Source organism: Amycolatopsis sp. NPDC005003 (assembly GCF_053600695.1).
Window position 1 is genome coordinate 33,316 of the sequence record NZ_JBSGAI010000010.1, and the last position, 17,322, is coordinate 50,637.

Annotated in this window: 15 protein-coding genes; 6 read left to right on the top strand and 9 right to left on the bottom strand. The window is 72.5% G+C overall.

Annotated features, from left to right (window positions below):
* Nucleotide 1: 1 nt before the first annotated feature.
* A complete protein-coding gene (locus tag ACWED2_RS14015; RefSeq protein WP_449690845.1) occupies nucleotides 2-622 on the bottom strand; it encodes a TetR/AcrR family transcriptional regulator in 621 nt (206 codons plus the stop codon).
* A 95-nt stretch (nucleotides 623-717) separates the two neighbouring features.
* Here ACWED2_RS14015 and ACWED2_RS14020 point away from each other — a divergent pair, with 95 nt between their 5' ends.
* A complete protein-coding gene (locus ACWED2_RS14020; RefSeq protein ID WP_449690846.1) occupies nucleotides 718-1,674 on the top strand; it encodes an NADP-dependent oxidoreductase in 957 nt (318 codons plus the stop codon).
* Nucleotides 1,675-1,934: 260 nt separating this feature from the next.
* Here the strand turns inward: ACWED2_RS14020 and ACWED2_RS14025 are convergent, their stop codons facing one another.
* The gene (locus ACWED2_RS14025) at nucleotides 1,935-5,348 is read right to left on the bottom strand and encodes a S8 family serine peptidase (RefSeq protein WP_449690847.1); all 3,414 of its coding nucleotides are present in this window, start codon (nucleotides 5,346-5,348) and stop codon (nucleotides 1,935-1,937) included.
* A 172-nt stretch (nucleotides 5,349-5,520) separates the two neighbouring features.
* Here ACWED2_RS14025 and ACWED2_RS14030 point away from each other — a divergent pair, with 172 nt between their 5' ends.
* The 3 genes from ACWED2_RS14030 to ACWED2_RS14040 all read left to right on the top strand — a co-directional run bounded on the left by ACWED2_RS14030 (nucleotide 5,521) and on the right by ACWED2_RS14040 (nucleotide 8,066).
* A complete protein-coding gene (locus tag ACWED2_RS14030; RefSeq protein WP_449690848.1) occupies nucleotides 5,521-6,489 on the top strand; it encodes a helix-turn-helix transcriptional regulator in 969 nt (322 codons plus the stop codon).
* Nucleotides 6,490-6,589: 100 nt separating this feature from the next.
* Nucleotides 6,590-7,153, top strand: coding sequence for an NADPH-dependent FMN reductase (locus tag ACWED2_RS14035; RefSeq protein ID WP_449690849.1), 564 nt, complete (start codon nucleotides 6,590-6,592; stop codon nucleotides 7,151-7,153).
* A gap of 4 nt (nucleotides 7,154-7,157) precedes the next feature.
* Entirely contained in the window at nucleotides 7,158-8,066 is a 909-nt protein-coding gene (locus ACWED2_RS14040; protein WP_449690850.1) for a dioxygenase family protein, read from the top strand.
* On the opposite strand, the gene ACWED2_RS14045 is transcribed toward ACWED2_RS14040, so the two are convergent.
* Nucleotides 8,038-8,652: a TetR/AcrR family transcriptional regulator gene (locus tag ACWED2_RS14045; protein ID WP_449690851.1), complete on the bottom strand. Its 615-nt coding sequence runs from the start codon at nucleotides 8,650-8,652 to the stop codon at nucleotides 8,038-8,040. The two genes, ACWED2_RS14040 and ACWED2_RS14045, sit on opposite strands and share 29 nt — an antisense overlap.
* Before the next feature lie 44 nt (nucleotides 8,653-8,696).
* Here ACWED2_RS14045 and ACWED2_RS14050 point away from each other — a divergent pair, with 44 nt between their 5' ends.
* Complete coding sequence (locus tag ACWED2_RS14050; RefSeq protein ID WP_449690852.1) at nucleotides 8,697-9,878, top strand: glycosyltransferase; 1,182 nt, start codon at nucleotides 8,697-8,699, stop codon at nucleotides 9,876-9,878.
* Nucleotides 9,879-9,972: 94 nt separating this feature from the next.
* On the opposite strand, the gene ACWED2_RS14055 is transcribed toward ACWED2_RS14050, so the two are convergent.
* From ACWED2_RS14055 to ACWED2_RS14080, 6 genes are all read right to left on the bottom strand, one after another.
* Nucleotides 9,973-10,320, bottom strand: a complete 348-nt coding sequence (locus ACWED2_RS14055; protein WP_449690853.1) for a protealysin inhibitor emfourin — start codon at nucleotides 10,318-10,320, stop codon at nucleotides 9,973-9,975.
* Nucleotides 10,317-11,735, bottom strand: a complete 1,419-nt coding sequence (locus tag ACWED2_RS14060; RefSeq protein ID WP_449690854.1) for a M4 family metallopeptidase — start codon at nucleotides 11,733-11,735, stop codon at nucleotides 10,317-10,319. Before ACWED2_RS14060 ends, ACWED2_RS14055 begins: the two co-directional genes overlap by 4 nt.
* Nucleotides 11,732-12,079, bottom strand: a complete 348-nt coding sequence (locus ACWED2_RS14065) for a hypothetical protein (RefSeq protein WP_449690855.1) — start codon at nucleotides 12,077-12,079, stop codon at nucleotides 11,732-11,734. The genes ACWED2_RS14060 and ACWED2_RS14065 overlap by 4 nt, the downstream gene beginning before the upstream one ends.
* A gap of 276 nt (nucleotides 12,080-12,355) precedes the next feature.
* Nucleotides 12,356-12,811, bottom strand: coding sequence for a hypothetical protein (locus ACWED2_RS14070; protein ID WP_449690856.1), 456 nt, complete (start codon nucleotides 12,809-12,811; stop codon nucleotides 12,356-12,358).
* Nucleotides 12,811-13,383 (bottom strand): RNA polymerase sigma factor, encoded by a 573-nt coding sequence (locus ACWED2_RS14075; RefSeq protein WP_449690857.1) that lies wholly within the window; start codon nucleotides 13,381-13,383, stop codon nucleotides 12,811-12,813. The genes ACWED2_RS14070 and ACWED2_RS14075 overlap by 1 nt, the downstream gene beginning before the upstream one ends.
* A 10-nt stretch (nucleotides 13,384-13,393) precedes the next feature.
* Nucleotides 13,394-14,536, bottom strand: a complete 1,143-nt coding sequence (locus ACWED2_RS14080) for a S8/S53 family peptidase (RefSeq protein ID WP_449690858.1) — start codon at nucleotides 14,534-14,536, stop codon at nucleotides 13,394-13,396.
* A gap of 120 nt (nucleotides 14,537-14,656) precedes the next feature.
* Here ACWED2_RS14080 and ACWED2_RS14085 point away from each other — a divergent pair, with 120 nt between their 5' ends.
* Nucleotides 14,657-17,275, top strand: a complete 2,619-nt coding sequence (locus ACWED2_RS14085) for a CHAT domain-containing protein (RefSeq protein ID WP_449690859.1) — start codon at nucleotides 14,657-14,659, stop codon at nucleotides 17,273-17,275.
* Nucleotides 17,276-17,322: the final 47 nt, after the last annotated feature.

Sequence of the window (17,322 nt, forward strand, 5' to 3'; positions counted from 1 at the left end):
TTTATGGACAGTGGGCGGGATTGGCGCCTGCGCTTTTATCGAGCCACCTCCGCGTGCCCGGCCTGAGTCCGGCCATCAGCAGGTCGAGCAGGCGGGCCGCCAGTGCTTCGTGTTCCGGGGAACCGGCCACGGTGAAGATGCCGATGAGCGCGGCGGCGATGTCTCCGGCGGGGACGTCGCCGCGGAGCTGCCCGCTCGTGCGGCCGGCTTCGAGGATGACGTCGATGGCCGCGAGCAGTTCGGTCCGGGTGTGGGCATGGGCGATTTCGCCGGATTCGACCATCGCGAGCAAGGTGTCGAGCATCCCGTTCTTGGTCGCGATCCAGTTCCCGAACAGGTCCATCCAGCGGCGCAGGGCGGCCGGCGGGTCGAGGTGGGCGAGTAGCTCGCGGGCGCCGGCGGTGAGCCGGGAGACCTGGTCCTGGTAGACGGCGTCGACCAGTGATTCGCGGGTGGGGAAGTGCCGGTAGAGGGTGGCGATGCCGACTCCGGCTTCGGCGGCGATCGCGCGCATCGACGGCTCGGTCTCGGCCGAGGCGAACAGCCTGGTCGCCACGTCCAGCAGCTGGCGGCGGTTGCGGGTCGCGTCCGCCCGGGGTCCACGGCTCCTGGGGACAGTCAAAACGGATCACGCTCCACTTATGCTAGGGTCGAGGCACTAACCGAAGCGTAGTCCGTTTAGCGTGCTTCACGCGCGGCACCAGGAGACAGGCGAGCATGGAAGAAGCGAGCGTGACGTCGTCGACCACGGGCCGGGCGGTCCGGTTCGAGTCGTTCGGTGGTCCGGAGGCGTTGAGGATCCGCGAGGTGCCCGTGCCGCAGGCCGGCCCGGGACAGGTCCGGGTGCGGGTCACCGCGGCCGGCCTGAACCCGATGGACTGGTTCATGACTTCCGACGCGGAGACCGCCGCGCGGTTCGGCTTGAGCCTGCCCTGCGGGTTCGGGACCGACTACGCCGGGGTCGTGGACCAGGTCGGTGCCGGGGTGAGCGAATTCGCGGCCGGAGACCGGGTGTTCGGCGGTGCCCTGTCCCGCGCGGTGGCCGACTACGTGGTGGTGGACGTGGCGGGGACCATCGCGGTGGGCGGCCGGGCACACCACACCCCGGACGGTGTCGACGATCGCACCGCCGCCACCTTGGCCATCGCGGGCTGCACGGCGGCCGCGGCCCTCGCCGTGGTCGAGCCGGGTCCGGGTGACACGGTGCTCATCGGCGGCGCGGGCGGCGGGGTCGGCGTGTTCGCCGTCCAGCTCGCGCGCCTCGCGGGCGCGCGAGTGATCGGCACGGGATCGGCGGCCTCGGCCGACGCCCTGCGCGCCCTGGGGGCCGAGCCGGTCACCTACGGCGACGGCCTGGCCGACCGGGTCCGCGCCCTGGCTCCGGCCGGCGTCACCGCGGTCCTGGACCTGCACGGGACCGACACGGTGCAGGCCGGGCGCAAGCTGGGCGTGCCCGACGAGCGCAGCACCGCCATCGCCGCCCAGGTCGACGGGATCACGCCGGCGAACGGCGCCAACGCGGCCCCGGGCGCCATCGAGGAGATCGCCGCCCTGGTCGCAACCGGCCGGCTCCGGGTCCCGATCGCGGCGGCCTTTCCGGTCGAGCAGATCCGCGCGGCGGTCGAACTGCAGGCGGGGCGGCACGTGCACGGGAAGGTCGTCATCGACCTCTAGGAGGGGAGGAGCGCCTTCCGGGCTCGGCCCCGCCGAGAACCGCTGATCGGCGCAAGGCCGGGCCCGTCACCGGCCGGCCGACTCGAGGTAGTCCGCGATGCACGCCAAGTACAGCCTCAGCACGAACCGGGCATCCCGGGTGCTGTGGCCGGCCGTCGAGGGCAGTCGTGGTTCTGCCCTTCCTGGCCAAGCTTCGGTAGACCCCACAGCACGCGCGGTCCCGGCCGGGAGGGCGCTGCCACCCTCCCGGCCGGGACCGCTCAGCGGCCCACGGTCACCGAACCGGTGAGCGGGCCGAGCCGCACGGTGTGCGTGCCGCGGGCCAGGTTCCGCAGCTCGAACGTGACGCACGTGGTCTGGCCCGGCCACACCGACACCGGCCGTTCGGCGGCGACCGCGCCGTCCACCCACAGCACCGCCAGGTAGTCGCCGGCCTTTTCGCCGACGTCCTTCACCGAGGCGGTGACCCGGGCGGGCGACCACCAATGGCTGTCCTCGGTGCGGAGGTCGGCGACGGCGAAGCGTGGCGCGGGCCCGGGGGCCCGGTCGCGGACGAAGATGTCCGAGCGCCCGTTCGTGTCCTCCTCGACGAGGTTCGTCGCCTCGCTTTCGAACGCCACGTACTTGCCGTCGGTGCTGATGGACGGGAAGTCGCTGTAGGCATCGCCTTCCCGGCCGCCGAGGGCACCGGAGACCTTGTCCGTCTTCGCCGTGCGCAGGTCGCGCACGAACACGTCGGACGCGCCGTCACCGTCGCCGGGCACGAGGTTGCCGGCGAAGCTGAAGAACGCGACCGCCGTCCCGTCCCCGCTGATCCTCGGGCTCGCCGTGTAGGAATCGGCCCCGCCGGTCCCGCTCGCCGCCTGCGACACCAGCGTGTTCGCGTGCGCCTGCCGGTCGTAGAGGTAGACCTGCGAGGGCCCGTCGGCCGGGCTGACCACGTAGGCCACCTTCCGGCCGTCCGCGCTGATCGACGGCTGCGTCGCCTCCGCCCCGCCCGGCGCCGGGATCACCTCGGTGGTTCCGGTCCTGCGGTCGCGCACGAACACGTCGCGGTGGCCGTTGCCGCCACCGGGCACGAGGTTCTCCGCACCGCTTTCGAACGCGACGAACCGGCCGTCGCCGCTGACGCTCGGCTCGAGCGAGTCGCCGTCCGCCGGTGCGCCGCCCAGACCCGCCGAGACGAGCTCGGTGGTGCCGGCCACCCGGTCACGCAGGAAGATGTCCTGCTTGCCGTTCGTGTCGCCCGGCACCAGATTCGTGGCCTGGCTGAGGAAGACGGCGTAGCGGCCGTCGGTGCCGAACACCGGCTGCCCGGACAGCCCGTCGGCCTGCTTCTCTTCGGAGGACACCGAAATCAGCTCGGTCGTGCCGGTCCGGCGGTCGCGGACGAAGGAGTCGGGGATTCCGTTGGCGTCACCCGGAACCAGGTTCGTCGCGCCGCTGAGGAAGCCGACGTACCGGCCGTCGGGGCTGACGCTCGGGCTCACCGACCACGCGTTCGCCCCGGTGCCGTCCGAGGCCACCGTGATCCGCTCGATCGCCCCGGTGCGCCCGTCCCGCGCGAAGATGTCCATGTCGTCGTTGGTGTCGCCGGGCGCGAGCTCGCCGGACGCGCTGGCGAACGCGATCACCCCGGCGTCACCGCTCATGGCCGGCCAGAAGGTGTGGGCCTGGATCTGCCCGCCGTCCCGGGTCATCGAGACCCGCTGCGTCGCGGGCGGCCGCGGGAGCGCGAAGTCGGCCGATGCGGGCCGGTGCCCGCCGGTCACGACGACCTGCCGCGGAGTCGCGGCCGAGATGCCTGCCGCCGAAGCGGCCACCCGGTAGGTGCCCTCGGGCACGTTCTGGACGGTGTAGCCGCCGTTGCCGTCCGACACGGCGGTGAGTTCGTCGAGCACGTCGAGCACCCGGACCGTCGCGCCGGGCACCGTCGAACCGGTCGGCCCGTAGGTGACGCGGCCGCTGATCGTGCCCCGAGGGGTCGGTTTCAGCGCGACGCGCAGGTCCGTCTGCTTCCCGGTGGTCACCACGGCCCGCACCCGCTGGTCGTGGTAGCCGAAGCGGGACAGCGTGAGGTCGTAGGTGCCGGCGGGCACCCGGATCTTGAAGTGCCCCGCGGCGTCACTGGTGTAGGACCGGCCGGTGGACGCGACCGTGATCGTGGTCTTCGCCAAGGCATCCCGGGACGCGGTCACCGTACCGGTGATGCCGCTCGCGAGCCGCGCCTCGGCGACGGCGGCGGCCGCATCGATCCGGCCCGTGCCGAAGCGGGTGTTCGGCCGCGCGCCGTAGCGGTTGTCGAAGAACGACGTGCCGGCGAGGATTTCCAGCGTCTCGTCCGGGGTCAGCTTCGGGTTCGCCTGCAGCATCAGCGCGACCGTGCCGGAGACGTGCGGGGTCGCCATCGACGTGCCGCTCAGCAGCCCGTACTCGCCGCCGGGCAGCGAGGACAGCACGTCCACGCCCGGTGCGGACAGGTCGGGCACGACGTAGCTGTCCGGCCAGCTCGCCGGGGCGTCCGCCCAGTCCTTCTTCCGCACGACGCCACCGCACGAGAAGTCCGGCACGTTGTCGCCGTCGTCCGTGGCGCCGACCCCGGTCGACTCGAAGACGTTGCCGGGCGCCGCCGAACCGCCGGGGACGCAGTCGTTGCCGATGGCGAACGCGGGGAACGCACCGGCCAGGTGGATGTTGCGGGCCGGCTCGACCATCTCGCTGCTGTAGCCCTCTTCGCCGAGCGACATGCTGACGACGTTCGCGGGTTTGCCCGCGGGCTTGCCGTCGGCGTCGTACGGCGCGATCGCCCACTGCATCCCGGCGATCACCTGCGCCAGCGTGCCGGATCCGCCCGGGATGACGAGCCCGGCCATCAGTTCCGCGCCCGGGGCGACGCCGATCTGGGTGCCCGAGCTGTGCCCGCCCGCGATGGTGCCCGCCACGTGGGTGCCGTGGTAGGAGCTGTCGTGGGGGGTGGAGTGCACCGGCGAGCCGTCGGCGGCGAACTCGAGCCAGCCACCGGGGTGCTCCGGGTTCGCCGGGTCGGCGCTCACCAGCTTGCCCGCGAGGTCGGGGTGGGCGGTGTCGATGCCGGTGTCGAGGATCGCCACCCGCACCCCGGCGCCGGTGGTGCCGCCGGCCTGGACCCGGTCCGCGCCGATCTTCGACACGCCCCACGCGACGGCCGCGTCCGCCTGGGCCTTGGCCTGCTTGCGCTGCGGTTCGGTGGGCGTCTTCAGCGTGAAGTTGGGGATGACGCGGTCGACCAGCGGCAGCGCGGCCACCGCGTCCAGGGTGGCCGGAGTCGCCCGGACGAGCACCATGTTCTTGAGCCAGAACGTGTTCACCACCTGGTCGCGGCGGGCGCCGACCAGGTCGGTGACCGGGGCCTGCATGGCCTTCGCCGAATCGGTGAGGGTCCGGCGCGCGGCGTCCGGCGAGGACGGTGCCAGGCCCCGGTCCTTCAGCACGACGACCGCCTCGAACCGCGTGCCCGGACCGGACCGGGCGCCGGCGATCCGGTCGAGCAGCTCCTTGGCGATCTTGTGGTGCGCGGCCGGCGGGGCTTCCGGTGCGGCGGCGGCCGCGGCCGGCAGGGCGCCGAGCGACCCGGCGGCGACGAGCACCGCCAGCGCCAACCGGCGGCCACGGGTCCGCGAGGCGGACAGGGACATGGGGAGACTCCTTCGCTCCGTCAGGTTCCGGCGGACAAGCGAGACGGCGCGCCCCGAGTGAGGTTGCGCGCCGTCGACGTCAAAACGGTGCATCAGTGATCAACACATGACAAGCTCACCGGGGCGGCGAATTCCCGCCAGGTGGCGGAAACCCGACAGGGGAGGGGCGGCCGTGCTGGAGCCGATCGGGCTGGGGGACGCGGAAGAAGCGATCTACGACGCGCTGGTCCGGCGCACCCGCGCGGCGGTTTCCGAACTCGCCGAGGACACCCGCCGTTCGCTGCCGGTGACGCGGCGCGCGGTGCGGACGCTCGTCGGGCTGGGCCTGGCGACGCTGGAGGGCGGGCGGCCGTCCCGGTACGTCGTCGTCCCGCCGGACCGGGCGATCGAGGCGGTGCTGCGCGAACGCGAGGCCGCCCTGCGCGACACGCGCCGCTACATCGGCACGCTCATGGAGATGTACCGCGCGAGCACGCGGTTCGCGCACCCCGGCGAGCTGGTCGAGGTGATCACCGGGCGGGACGAGGTCAACGAGCGCTGGGGCCGGATGCAGCAGGACATCCGGGTGCAGATGCGTGGGTTCGACCGCCCGCCGTACGCCGCGCCACGGGGCGCCTCGGACTCGAACGAGGTCGAGCTGGGCCTGCTCGGCCGCGGGGTGAAGTGCCGGGTGGTCTACGACAAGAGCGCGATCGAGCTGCCCGGGCGCATCGACGACATCGAGCTCGGGATGCGGCACGGCGAGCAGGCCAGGATCGACGGCGACGTCCCGATGAAGCTCGCGATCGCCGACGACCGGCTCGCGATCATCCCGCTCATGCGGCCCGGCGACCCCGCGCTGACCGCGTCGTACCTCATCCACCCGTCACCGCTGCTGGACGCGCTGATCGCGCTGTTCGAGGCGGTGTGGGCCCGCAGCGTGCCGGTGCGGTTCGGCCCCGCCGAACCCGGCGAGCTGTCCGCGGAGGAAGCGAAGCTGCTGATGCTGCTGGCCTCCGGCGCGACCGACAAGGCCGCCGGGCGGGCGCTGGGCTGGAGCGAGCGGACCGTCCAGCGCCACGTCACCAAGCTCATGACGCGGGTCGGGGCGCAGACCCGGTTCCAGATCGCGATGGAAGCCACCCGGCGCGGCTGGATCTGAAGGCGGGGGCGTGCGCCGCCCCGAAGTTTCACTTGAAAGTTCAAGTGAACGTGGGTAGGTTGACTTGAAGATTCAAGTCCCGCACCTTCGGAGGCACACCTTGAGCGATCTGAAGCTCGCCGTCATCCTCGGCAGCACCCGTCCCGGCCGCAACGGCGCGGCGGTGGCCGACTGGGTCCTGACCAAGGCCAAGGAACGCACCGGCGCCGACTACGAACTGATCGACCTGCTCGACCACCCGCTGCCGCACCTGGACGAGCCCGTCCCCGCCAGCGTCGGCAAGTACGCCGGGGAGCACACCAAGGCCTGGGCGGCCACCATCGCGAAGTTCGACGGCTTCGTCTTCGTCACCCCCGAGTACAACCACTCCACGTCCGCGGTGCTGAAGAACGCCATCGACTACCTCTACGGCGAGTGGAACAACAAGGCCGCCGCTTTCGTCTCCTACGGCTCACTCGGCGGCGCCCGGGCGATCGAGCACCTGCGTGCGATCTGCAGCGAACTGCAGCTCGCCCACGTCCGTCAGCAGCTGTCCTTCTCCCTGGTCAACGACTTCCGGAACTTCAGTACCTTCACCCCCGCGGCCGCGCACGACCGGGCGGCCACGATCCTGTTCGACCAGCTCGAATCCTGGGCCGGCGCGCTCAAGACCGTCCGGGGCTGATCCCGTGAACCAGCCGCACGGACGGCTCCGGGTCGTGTTCGCCGATCTGCGCCGCGCTGTCGACGACGTCATCCTCGAACACCAGGTCACCCTCGGCGAACTGCTCGGCGCCATCGACTGGCTCCAGCAGGTCGCCGACGCCGGCGAGCTGCCGTCGGCGAGCATCTTCTTCTACAAGACCGTTCTCAAGGGAACCGCGGGCGCGACCTATGCCCACCCGGAGAAGGACGGCGCGAGCCACTGGGAAATGGAAGGCCCCGCCCACCGGTCCGGGGCGCCCGTGCTGCCCAGCCCGGCCGTGCTGCCCATGCGGCCCGACGAACCCGGCGAGCCGCTCATCGTGTCCGGCGCGGTGCGCACCACCGCCGGCGACCCGCTGCCCGGCGCGGCCCTCGAGATCTGGCAGATCGACGCCGACAACGTCTATTCCGGCATGGACGCCGGCGATTTCGCGCCGCTGAACATCCCGAACGACGCCACCGGCATTCCCGCCGACAACCTCCGGGCCAGGGTCATCGCCGACGGCGACGGCCGTTACGAGTTCCGGACGGTCATGCCCGGGGTCGAAACCTTCGGACTCGCCACGGACAGCCCGCTCGCGACGTTGACGCGCGCCTTGCAGCTCGACGGCCTCCGCCCCCGGCACATCCACGCGATCGTCAGCGCCCCGGGGTGCCTGCCGTTGACCACCCAGATCTACTTCGACGGCGACCCACTCGTCGAGAGCACCATCGAAGGCGCTGTTCCCGCCGAGGCGGTGAAGGCGACCACCCGCCACGAAGACCACCACGCCCGCGGCTTGGACCGGCCGTACCGGGCGCTCACCTACGACTTCGTGCTGCGCCCCGCGATACGCATTGTTCCCTCTTCAAAAAAGACATCGGTCAGGCAGGAATGCGCAGTGCCTCGGTGATCCGCCCGGTGAGCCATTCTTCGGCCTGCGGATAGCTCCAGCCGAACTGGCTCACCAGGCGTCGCCAGGACGTGTAGTCGAGGTAGTAGGCGAACACGTCCACCGCCTGCTCGGCTGTGCCGGGCAGCGCGTCCAGTTCGCCGAGCCGGGTGGCCACCCCGCGCAGGGTCGCGCGGAAGCCCTCCTCGGCTCGGCCTGCCGCCGCCGCGACCGCGGCGTCACCGCGCGCTGTCACCAGCATCAGCTCGAACACGTCGCCGTACTTTTCGACCGCGAAGCGCGTATTGGCGACGCTGTCCCGCACGATCGCGGCCGGATCGTCCGACGCCGCGACCCGCTCGGTGCCCTGGCGGAGCTCGGCGTCGCCCGCCCCGAGGGTGATCAGGTGCTCCAGCAGCTGCGCTTTGCCGCCCACGCTCGCGTAGACCGTCGCGGTGGCCACCCGGGCGGCCGCGGCGATCTCCTGAATGGTGGTGGCGGGGTAGCCGTGTTCGGCGAAGAGGCTGCGTGCCGCGTCCAGGATGGCCTGCCTGGTCTGGGCGGCGGCCTCCCGGCGGCGGGGTGAGTTGTATGCGACAGGTGCCACGTCGGTGACTATAGACCATGCAAGTTGACAAGAACACTACTCTGATGAATGTGAAGATACTTTTGTCAACTGTGCCGGCCCACGGCCATCTGCTGCCCCTGCTCCCGCTGGCCCGCGCCCTGGCCGCGTGCGGCCACACCGTGGGGGTGCTGACCGGTCAGGACCTGGCCGGTGTGATCGCGGAGGAAGGGTTCGAGGCGGTGCCGGCCGGCCCCGGGATGGGTGCGGTGTTCGCCGAATCCGCGCGCCGCCACGGCGATGACGGCGCCTCGGCGCCCACCCCGGCCATGGTGGCGACGCTGTTCGCCGACGTCCGGGTCGCGCTGGCCGGACCGGACTCCCTGCGGGCTGCCGAACGCTGGCAGCCCGACGTTGTCGTGCACGAGGCGACGGACCTGATCGGCCCGCTGGTCGCGACCGCACTCGGCGTCCCCTTCGTGACGCACGCGCTGGGGCCCGGCCACCCGCGGGAGCTTCTCGAGTTGTTCGCTGCCGCGGCCGCGCCGCGATTCGCGGAACTGGGCGTGGACGTCTCCGGTGCCGCGGCCGCGGCCGGCCGGCGCTACCTGGACATCTGCCCGCCCGCGTTGCAGCACCCGGACTGGAGCCCGCCCGCCCTTCGGGTCCCGCTTCGCCCCGAACCGCACGCCGCGGCCGCCGCAGCCGGGCGGCCGGTGTTCGACGGTCCGGCGGCCGGGCGCGGACGGATCCTGGTCACCTTCGGCACGCATTTCACCGCGCCGGAAAACGTGTCGCCGGTGGTGCGCGCGTTGTCCGGCCGCGGTTTCGAGGTCGCGGTCACGGTCGGCCTCGGCCGCCAGGCGGCCGACTACGGCTTGCCCGCAGACAGGGATGTGCGGCTGGTGCCGTTCGCGCCGATGGCTCGGCTGCTGGACAACGTGACCGTGATGGTCACCCACGGGGGCGCCGGGAGTGTGTTGTCGGGGCTGTCCCGGGGGCTCCCGCTGGTCGTCGTCCCGCAAGCCGCCGACCAGTTCATCCAGGCCGAACGGGTCGTCGCCGCCGGAGCGGGCACCGCGGTGCTGCCCGGCCAGGACATCGGGGACGCCCTCGAGCAGGCCTTGACGCCGGGCGTTCGCGATCGCGCCCGGCAGATCGCCGCCGAAATCGCCGACCTGCCCGGTGCCCCCGATGTCGCGAAGGAATTCGAGGCGCTCGTCGGGCCGGCAGCCGGTGTCTTCGCTTCCGAAGGAATTGCTCCGTAGGCGCACGGGTCCTGGTGCCCGGTGACCAGCTGCCCGTCATCGGCCGAAACGCGATCTTCGGAAGCGAATCACCGATCCGGAAGCCGCGGCCGGCTCACGGTGCCGGCCGGCGCCGGGCGCGCAGCCAGCCGACGAGTTCGCGCAACGCCGGGTCCTCGATCGGTTCGGTGAGCCGGATCGTGTGCGATTTCGCGCCGTCCGTCGCCGTGAGCGTCCAGGTGCGGTAGTCCGCGGCGCCCGGCAGGGGCTTCGCCGGTTCCGGGTGGCGCCCGAAGAAGCCCGACCGCGCGAGCAGGGCCCGCAGCGCGGCGGCGTCGGCCGGGTCGAGGTCGCTCGTGTCGACCTCGACCGGCCGGCTCAGGCCCGGGATGTGGGCGAACCCGCCCTCGCCCTCGAGCCGGACGCGCACCCGGGACGGAGAGCCGCCTTCCCCTCTGGTCACCAGGGGTTCCCGGCGGCCGTCAGCGGCTGCTGCCGCGCCATCGCACCTCCCGACAGGTTTTCCACGAGGCCGACGATACCTCTGCGGGTCAGGTAGAACGACCCGTCGAGGTCGGCGAACGTCGACATCTCGCCGGTGCCGACGTTGCCGTCCACCGTGCCGAAGTACTTGGCCGGCCCGTCGTCGAAAGCCAGCAGGAGGCCGCCGTCGCGCATCCGCCACTGGCCGGGGTAGGCCCCGCTGAACGTCCCGTCACCGTTGAACGTGAGGTCGGCCTGCCCGTAGAACAGCGTCGAACCCCAGCTGAAGTGCAGGATCCAGGTCCCGGAGATCACGGGGACCCGGACCTCGATGCCGACCTGGCGCCACGCGTCCGCGACGATCCGCTGTTCTTCCGCGCCGAACAGCCGGCTCGCGTTGTCGGTCGTGAGGTCGGCGAAGTCCTGGAACTGCGCGGTCCGCGTCAGCCGCGCGTCGCACAGCGTCCGGTACCAGATCAGCCCGGCCTTTTCCCACGCGTAGCCGCCGAGTCCCACGGCCGCCAGGTAGAACGCCCGGTTCGGGATCCCGGAATTGATGTGGACGCCACCGTGGTCGCGCGTGGTCGTCACGTAGTCCGCCATGTGCGCCGGCTGAGGGTCCTTCCCGAGGACGGAGTCGTCGTAAGCCGTCCCGGGCTCCTTCATCGAGCGCAGAGCGGTCCCGTTCACCGCGGCGGTGAACAGCCCGGCACCGATCAGCCAGTCCGCCTCGTCGGCGGTCTGCGGCGGGTTGTGCGCGTGCTGCTTCACCAAGGAGCCGAAGACGTCCGAAATGGACTCGTTGAGCGCGCCCGGCTGGTCCTGGTACACCAGGTCCGCCTGGTGCGCGGTGACGCCGTGGGTCAGCTCGTGCCCCATGATGTCGACGGCGATGGTGAACCGGTTGAAGTACTGCCCGTCGCCGTCGCCGAAGACCATCTGCCGGCCGTCCCAGAACGCGTTGTCGTAGTCCTGGCCGAAGTGGACGGAGCCGACCAGGTCGTTGCCGGCGTTGTCGATCGAGTCACGGGCGTAGGCGGACCAGAACAGGTCGAACGTCGCACCGAGACCGTCGTAGGCTTCGTCGGTGGCGGCGTCGCCGACCGGGCCCGCGCCCTCCGCCCGGACGAGGTCGCCGGGCAACCCGGAGCCGTGCTTGGCGTCGTAGATCACCCGGTTCTTGTGGGGCGCGGCCGCCTGGGCGTACTCACCCGGAAGTGCCTGCCGCACTTCCAGTTGCCGCGCCGACCGGGCGTACCGCGCCGTCACGTCGGCGGACAGCGTGTTCAGCGCTCGCTCGCGTTCGCCGGCCGTGCCGTTGCGGGCGATGTTCTCCAGGACGTGCGGCGGCAGGATGCAGTGCAGCGCGTGCCGGTGGGACGGTGTGGTGGTCATCGTGCTCCTCCCTGTGCGGAACCGTCGGCGCCCGCCGGCTGCCCGGCTTCGCTGCCGGCGGCTTCGGGCACGATCCCGCTGGTGCCTTCCTTGGTCAGGTACCAGCAGCCGTCGAGACCGGTGAAGGTCGTCATCAGGCCGCTGCCGACGTTGCCGACGACCGTTCCGCCGTACTTGGCCGGCCCGGTGTCGAAGCTGAGCAGGAGCGTGCCGTCCCGCTGACGCCATTTCCCGGGGAACTGGCCGCCGAAGGTGCCGTCGCCGGCGAACGCCACGGCGGACTGGCCGTAGCTGCCGGTGCACCCCCAGCTGAAATGCAGTGTCCAATTGCCGCTGACGCTCATGAATTTTCCTCCTGGTTTGCGGGAACTGTCGATATTTCCGCCGGGTCGAAAATAGATCTCCGCCGGGATCGGCTGTGGTGTCGCGGTTCTCCGGGGGAGTCTGGTGTGGACCCTCGCCGTGAGCGTATGTCCGGTTCTGCGGTCGGGCAAGGGAAACTAGCCTTTCGGCGCAACCGCGGTGTTTTTCCGGAGACGAATCCGGTGTGGCGGTATCAAACGCCGTCGACGGCACTCCGGTGCGCCGGCTATTCGGTCATCGAATGGACGTGAATCGCTTTACGCGATCGCCCAGTCGGTGAGCACGCTGTGCCCGGCGGCGCTGCGGAACACGAGCCGGAAAACGCCGGTGGGCCGCGGCCTGATGGCGAACCACCCGTCGTCGTCGACCGCCACCGGTGCCGGGGTGCCGCGGCGCCCGCGGAGTTCCACGGTCCCCGCCTGTGGTGGCAGCACCTGGCCGTGGACCGCGCCGGGTTCGATCTCCAGCTCGATCGTGACCGCCCGCCCCGAGAACGTGAGGGACCGCACCGCAAGGGGCTCGGCGCGGGCGCCGGCCGGTTCGGGCTCAGCGGCGGAATCCGCGGTGAGGACGGCCAGTTCGACGTTCAGGCGGTGCCACGCGAAGGCCGCGTTCGCGGTGTCGAGGAACCAGTCCGGCACGGCCGCCGCGGACACCATGGCCGCGTGCAACTCGGCCAGCAGTTCTTCGTCGGCGTCATGCGGGCCGGCCATCACGATCCCCCTCTCGGGGATTCCGCGAACGGCGCCAGCGAGGCGCTGCTGCGCAGGGCGGCGAGGCACCGGCCCCGGGTGGGACCGATCCCGCCGACCCGCATGCCGAGCCGCTCGGCGACTTCGGTGTAGGGGACCGGTGGATCGCCGAACAGCAACGTGAGCAACCGCCGGCAGTGCTCGGGCAGCCCGGCGAACGCCTGCCGGAGCGCGATGTGCCGCTCCTGCTTCAGCAGCTCAGCGTCGGCTTCCGGGCTGGTCTCGTCCGGGAACCCGTCGTGGTCCACCGGGATCTGCGTGCCCCGCTCGCGCACCACCCGGAGGCATTCCCGGCGGGTCACCGTGGCCAGCCAGCCGGGCAGCGCGGCCGGATCCCGCAGCCTTTCCAGCGCTTCGACCAGCCGCAGCCACACGTTCGAGCCGACGTCCTCCGCGTCGGCCCGCCTGAGCCGGTGCTGCGCGCAGATCGACCACACCAGCGGGGCGTAGCGCTGCACGAGCGCCGTCCAGGCTGCTTGATCACCGTCTCGGGCGCGCTGCACGAGCGCCACCACCACCGGGTCGTCACGCATGCCGGCGCCGTCAGCGCGGTGAATACCGGGACACGAGCGGCCCGGCGAGCACCTTCCGCAGTGCCTCGGCCGGATTCGGGGTGTCTTCCAGCTCCGCCGCCAGCGCGCCGCTGACGCAGGCGGCCGCGAACGAGGTCCCGTTCAGCATCGCGGAACCGTCGAACAGCGTTTCCCCGGTGGTCAGCCGGACCTTGCCGTCGAGGAAGAGCACGTGGACGTCGGTGCCGTCGGCGACCAGGTCGACCCACATCCGCTGTTCGCTCCACGGAGCGTTCTCCGCGCCGACGGCCTCGACTTCGGTCATCGCGGCGGGCCACACGGCCAGCGGCGGGTTGGGCGCGGATCCCTGGTTGCCGGCCGCGGCCACGATCAGCAGACCCGGGTTGGCCTTCTTGACGGTGTCGATCGCGCGCCGCAGGGCCATCGGGGCCTGCCCGTCGCCGGTCGTCGTACCGCAGGAAAGGTTCAGCACGTCGATGGCCGGGTTCCCGTCGAAGGCGGCGATCTTCCGCGCGGTTTCCCAGACGGTTTTCCGGCCGGTCTGGCCGTCGAGGCCGGCTTTCACGATGATGTAGGCGTCGGGGGCGAGCTCGTGGATCTTGCCGACCACCGCGGTGGCGTGCCCCTGCCAGCCCGCGTAGACCCCGTCCGCGTCCGGCGTGGACAGCTCGTCGGCTTCGACCATTTCCTTGCTGAACTGCGCGTGCCAGAAGAGCGGCGTGTCGACGACACCGACCCGGATCTTGCGGTTCGTGGCCCGTCCCTCCGCCAGCTTCAGCGGCCGGGAGACGGGGACGGGTTCGCCGGCGTACTTGTGCTGCGGGTAGCCGATGAAGGTGTCGCGGTTCTTGCCCATCGCCGGAACGGTTCCGGCCGTGGCGGTGAACCAGGCGCGGAGGTCGTACAGCAGGACGTCGAGGTCGGTGAAAAGGCGGTCGGTGCGGCGCTCGAGCGTGTCGATCTCGTTCAAGAACGTGCGCCGCGCCTGCTGGGCGTACTCGCTGAGATTCACCAGTTCGGCGATCCGGGCGAGCCGCAAACGCTCGTCGACTTCGACACCCGCGCCTCTTTTCCAGACCCCCCGTATTTCCAGTTGCTCCTCCACCTCGGCCCGGCTTTTGGTGTCGACGATCAGTTCCGCGTTCTCGGTCATGCTTCCGCCCCTCTCCTGGACGTCCGGTTCACTCGGCTCACGGAGCGGCCGGCCGCGCGTTTGATACCAACACCGGTAAACAAGTTCCGGGTACCGCCGAAACGGGGCATGATTTCAGCCATGCACACCTCGGCGGTGCGGGAACTGGCACAGGCGGCATTGCGCCGTGCCGACGTCGACGCGGGGCGGGCGGCGCCGTTCGCGGAGCGGGCCGTCCGCCAGGCGGCCGCGGCGCGGGACGACGTCGCGGCGTCCGTCGCCGAACGCGCCTGGGGGCGCGCCCTCCTCCAGTGCGGTGACGTGGAGAACGCGATCCGGCACCTGCGGCGCTCGGTGGTGCTCGCCGAGCGGACCGGGGCCGCGGACCTCGCCGGGGAGGCGCGGATCCCGCTGGCGGCGGCGCTGCTGCAGCGGGGCCGGGCGGGCGAAGCGCTGCGGGAGATCGACACGGCCGTCGGCCGGCTCGACGGCGGCGGGAACGCCCGCGCGCGGGCCCAGCGCGCGGACCTCCTGCACCAGCTCGGCAGGCTGTCGGCGGCGCAGGCGGAGTACGACGCCGCGATTCCCCTGCTGCGGTGCGCCGGTGACGCGCTCAACCTGCAGCGTGCCCTGGTCAACCGCGGCATCCTGGACACCGAGCGGTACGCCTTCGCCGCCGCCGAGGCGAACCTGCGCGAAGCCGACGAGCTGGCCGGCGCGCTCGGCCGCCGCTTGGCCGCGGGCATCATCGCCGAGAACCTCGGGTTCCTCGAGACGGTGCGGGGTGACGTGCCGGCCGCGCTGGCCCACCTCGGCCGGGCCGAACGCGCGATCGGCGAGCTCGGCGGGCAGCTCGGCCCGGTGCACTCGGACCGGGCCGAGCTGCTGCTGTCGGTCGGCGCCCACGCCGAGGCGGCCGAGGCGGCCCGGCAGGCCGTGCTCGCGTTCGAACGCGACCGCCGTCGCCTGCTCGTCCCGGGGGCCCGGCTCTTGCTGGCGCAGGCCGCTTTCCTCGGCCGGGACTGGCCGACCGCCCGCGACCAGGCGCAACGTGCACGCCGGGAGTTCGCCCGGCAGGGCCGGCGCGAATGGGCCGAGCTGGCCCGGCTGGCCTCCCTGCGCGCCCAGCTCGCCGCGACCGGCCGGAGCCGGGTGCCGACCGAGCGCCTCGTCGCCATGGTCGAGGTGCTGGCGTCGGCCGGCTGGCCGGCCGCGGCGCTGGAAGCCCGGCTCGTGGCCGCGCGGATCACGGCCGGCCGGGGCGACGACGCGACCGCCGCCGCCTGCCTCCGCGCCGCCGGTGCGGCCGTCCGGGGCGGACCGGCGGTGTTGCGGGCTCGTGCCCGCTACGCGCGGGCGTTGCTCGACTGGCGGACCGGGGACGGTGCCGCGGCCGCGCGCGCGGTGCGGGCCGGCCTGAACATCCTCGACGAGCACGCCGCCTCCCTGGGCGCGACCGACCTGCGGGCCCACTCGGCCGTGCACCGGAGCGAGCTGAGCGAGCTCGGCCTGCGCATCGCCATGCGGTCCGGGCAGGCCGGCCGGGTCTTCGAATGGGCCGAGCGCGGGCGGGCGACCTGGCTCGCCAACCGGCCGCTGCGGCCGCCGGCGGACCCGGAGCTCCGGTCGCTGCTCGCGGAACTGAGGGCGACCTCGCTGGAGATCCGCGCGGACCCGACAGGGAAGGCGCGGGCCCGGCAAGCGGCCCTCGAGCGCCGGATCCGCGACCGCGCCCGGCTGGACCCCGGGGAACCCGGGCACCACCGGGTGCGCCCGGTCAAGCCGGCCGAACTCGACCTCGGAGACGCCGCGCTGGTCGAGTTCGTGCAGCTCGACAGCACGATGTACGCGCTCAGCTCGGTCGGCGGCCGGCTGCGGCTGCGGGCGCTGGGGCCGGGCGGGCGCATCGCGGACCTGGTCGACCGGATGACGTTCGGGCTGCGCCGGCTGGCCCGCCGCCGGGGCGGGACGGCCGCGCGGACCGCCGCCCTCGACCTGCTGGAGCACGCGGCCGGCGAGCTCGACCGCGTCCTGCTGCGATCGCTGCCCGAGGTCGGCGACCGGCCGCTGGTGGTGGTGCCGACCGGGCCCCTGCACAGCGTGGCGTGGGCGGCGCTCCCGTCGTGCCGCGGCCGGCCGGTCACGGTCTGCCCGTCGGCCACGCTCTGGCAGTCCGCCGCGGCCGCCCGGCGCGCGCCGCTGCCGGGTGCGGTCAGCGTCGCGGCCGGACCGGGGCTGACCGGGGCCCACGAGGAAGCCGAGGCGGTCGCCGCGCTGTACCGCACGACCCCGCTGGTCGGCGCGGAAGCCACGGTCGAGGCCGTCGTGAAGGCGGTCGCCGGCTCCGACGTGCTGCACCTCGCCGCGCACGGGCGGCTGGCCGTGGACCAGCCGCTGCTTTCGGACCTGCGGCTCGCCGACGGGCCACTGCTGGTGTACGACCTCGAGCGGCTCGACCGGGTGCCCCGCACGGTGGTGCTGGCCTCGTGCGACAGCGGCCGCTCGGTGGTCTGCACGGGCGACGAGCTCCTCGGGCTCAGCGCCACGTTCATGGCACTCGGCACCGCCCAGCTCGTCGCGTCGGTCCTGACCGTGCCCGACGCCGAAACGGCTCCGCTGATGGTGGCGTTCCACCAAGGATTGGTGGCCGGCCGGGCTCCCGCCGTCGCCCTCACCGAAGCGCAGGAATCGCTGCGGGACAAAGGAATCGATTCGCTCGTGGCCGCTGCGGCGTTTTGTTGTTTCGGGGCGGGCCACTGAACCGGACGGCCTTGCTCCGATGGTGTGAAGGGGTTCACTCGAAGGGG

Excerpts from the sequence above, each read along its gene's own strand:
- ACWED2_RS14050 (WP_449690852.1), top strand. The coding sequence starts at position 8,697 with ATGAATGTGAAGATACTTTTGTCAACTGTGCCGGCCCACGGCCATCTG.
- ACWED2_RS14075 (WP_449690857.1), bottom strand. The coding sequence starts at position 13,383 with ATGCGTGACGACCCGGTGGTGGTGGCGCTCGTGCAGCGCGCCCGAGAC.
- ACWED2_RS14085 (WP_449690859.1), top strand. The coding sequence starts at position 14,657 with ATGCACACCTCGGCGGTGCGGGAACTGGCACAGGCGGCATTGCGCCGT.
- ACWED2_RS14080 (WP_449690858.1), bottom strand. The coding sequence starts at position 14,536 with ATGACCGAGAACGCGGAACTGATCGTCGACACCAAAAGCCGGGCCGAG.
- ACWED2_RS14065 (WP_449690855.1), bottom strand. The coding sequence starts at position 12,079 with ATGAGCGTCAGCGGCAATTGGACACTGCATTTCAGCTGGGGGTGCACC.
- ACWED2_RS14020 (WP_449690846.1), top strand. The coding sequence starts at position 718 with ATGGAAGAAGCGAGCGTGACGTCGTCGACCACGGGCCGGGCGGTCCGG.
- ACWED2_RS14070 (WP_449690856.1), bottom strand. The coding sequence starts at position 12,811 with ATGGCCGGCCCGCATGACGCCGACGAAGAACTGCTGGCCGAGTTGCAC.
- ACWED2_RS14025 (WP_449690847.1), bottom strand. The coding sequence starts at position 5,348 with ATGTCCCTGTCCGCCTCGCGGACCCGTGGCCGCCGGTTGGCGCTGGCG.
- ACWED2_RS14060 (WP_449690854.1), bottom strand. The coding sequence starts at position 11,735 with ATGACCACCACACCGTCCCACCGGCACGCGCTGCACTGCATCCTGCCG.